This window comes from Bartonella sp. AP57NXGY, assembly GCF_042195805.1.
Taxonomy (GTDB): Bacteria; Pseudomonadota; Alphaproteobacteria; order Rhizobiales; family Rhizobiaceae; genus Bartonella.
The window spans coordinates 1-2,106 of sequence record NZ_JBHIOZ010000130.1 but is presented as its reverse complement, the minus strand read 5'-3'; the positions used below and the strand labels follow the sequence as shown (position 1 = coordinate 2,106).

Sequence of the window (2,106 nt, the reverse complement as noted above, 5' to 3'; positions counted from 1 at the left end):
TACGGCTTCGATACGCATTTTAACAGCGCCTGTTCCTTGGTTAGGAATTATTTTGGTTTGAAAACCGGCTTGTTGAAGGGCACTTTCAAAACTCACATTATAGACACGATCTTTTGTTGCGCCATCATGAGGCAAAACCATAAGAGCCTTTTCATATCCCCTTTGAAAAACCCAGCCCACATGCTCTGAGAGAGGTTGTCCTTGGGCTTCATAATAATCGAGCACTCGGATTTCACGTCCAACAAATTGCGCCACCCACAATGCGGTAGCATCGGCCTTTGCTCCTGTTCCCCCGATATCCCAAAAGATTCTCACCTGCATCAAAGGATCCCGTGGAACAGTGGTAATCCGCCCTTCCATTTCGGCTTCCAGCAGGCATTTCTGATAATAAGCCCCTTGGACAGCTTGGAGATATTCGCCTTCCCAAATATGGTTATACTGCTCTGGTCTTTGCTGCAAATCGTCCATTCGATCACGATTGAGTTTTTCAGGAAATTGCGGATTATCACGCCAATTGATTTCCACCCCTTTGATATGAGGATTATCGACATTTCGGAAACGTTTTTCCACGGCTGCATTTTCATGGCATGGGTTCCATGTGACCCATAATTCTGCATTCCAATCTTTTCCTTCTTCGCGCAAAGTTGGAATAAGTGTTTGCCAAGCAGTTTCTGTCACGGGCTCGGCTTCATCGACCCAACAAAGGAAAACGCGTCCCATTGATTTAATACTTGCGATATTGCGATCAAGCCCAGCAAACACATAGACAATCCGTCCATCTTTTGACTTAATATATTTATCGCCGATTTCATAATAGTCTTGTAAAAAAGGATAAGACTCGATAGCGCGTTTAATTTCCTCCAAAGAACTTTCATTAAGAGAATTTTGAAATTGCCTTGCACAAAGAATAATCCCGCGTTCTCCAGCCATTCCATGGCGATATCCCACCACAGCCGACATCAAAGCAAAAGAACGTGTTTTTCCAGAACCCCGTCCTCCCCAAGCGGCTCGCACATCTGCTTTTCCAGTAAAAACAGGAATAAGCTTTGGAATAAGAGCCACTTGAGCCGTTTTCTGCTCAATTTTTTGAGAAATTTTCTGAACAGTTGTCATTATAAATTTTCATACTTTAGCAATAATTGCGCTGCACCCTTTTGCTTATCCCAAGTTTAATGATCCCAGAGCAATTGAACGAAAAGAGCAATTGAACGAAAAACGCCCTTCTCAAAAGCAGCGCTTTATCTTTTCTTCATCCTAATATTCAATAAATTTCACTTTTTTGCATGAGATCCCCTTGACCCCACCTATGCGCCCCAAGCCCCCAAGGCACAAAAGCCCCACCCCCTCAAACACCGCGCCTGTCATCCCCCAACCACAAGCAAGGTATCCCCCCAACCAAATCATAGCCTCAGCACATGGCTCTCAGGCATATCCAAAGCCCAACATCCTCCAATATCATGCCTCTCAAGCATCACCAATCCTCACACTTTATCCCCCAAGATACCCCCACCAAAACACATGCATCCCGCAAGCATAACACTTCTCTCAAGTTTCATGCCCCTCCCCCATCAAAACACTGTTCCATATCCACCACACAAATACCCTGCACCAAATTCCCTCCAGCACACGGGGGCCCTTACGGCATCATTCACCAAAGCCCCTTCCCAATATCACGAGCGCCCACAAACACGATAGCCTCCGCTTCAATCCCCTCAAGATAGGCAATCACCAAAGCAGCCCCCTTGCAAGACATCACCCCACATCACCCACCTCAGCCTAACATTTTTCAATATCACAAGCCTCAGTTATCGAGGTATCATGCTTCTCCGGTTCACTATTTTTTGCATTCACTGGTACAATCTCAATACGCGAAACTGTTTTTGATATCTCCACACCTTCAATAACGAGAAAAAACCAAATCTTCACCAGATGTCCAAAACAGCAAATATCATCAAGCACTCCCCAACATCTTTCAGGTATCGCGCCCCTCATGCATCGCCATAAAAGCATCTTGCCGGCCCCTCTTCAAACAGACCACCCCAGACGCCATGTACCCCCAAAAAACACCATATGCACCGAAGTCTCCTCCAGTCCACGTCCTCATGC

The 2,106-nt window shown here is 45.8% G+C and carries 2 protein-coding genes; both read right to left on the bottom strand.

Features of this window, described 5'->3' with window-relative positions:
- Window positions 1-1,113: PBSX family phage terminase large subunit (locus ACFIL8_RS08415; protein WP_375689413.1), on the bottom strand; the 1,113-nt coding region annotated here is incomplete at its 3' end.
- Window positions 1,114-1,776: 663 nt separating this feature from the next.
- A complete protein-coding gene (locus ACFIL8_RS08410) occupies window positions 1,777-1,992 on the bottom strand; it encodes a hypothetical protein (RefSeq protein WP_375641003.1) in 216 nt (71 codons plus the stop codon).
- Between the last annotated feature and the right edge of the window lie 114 nt (window positions 1,993-2,106).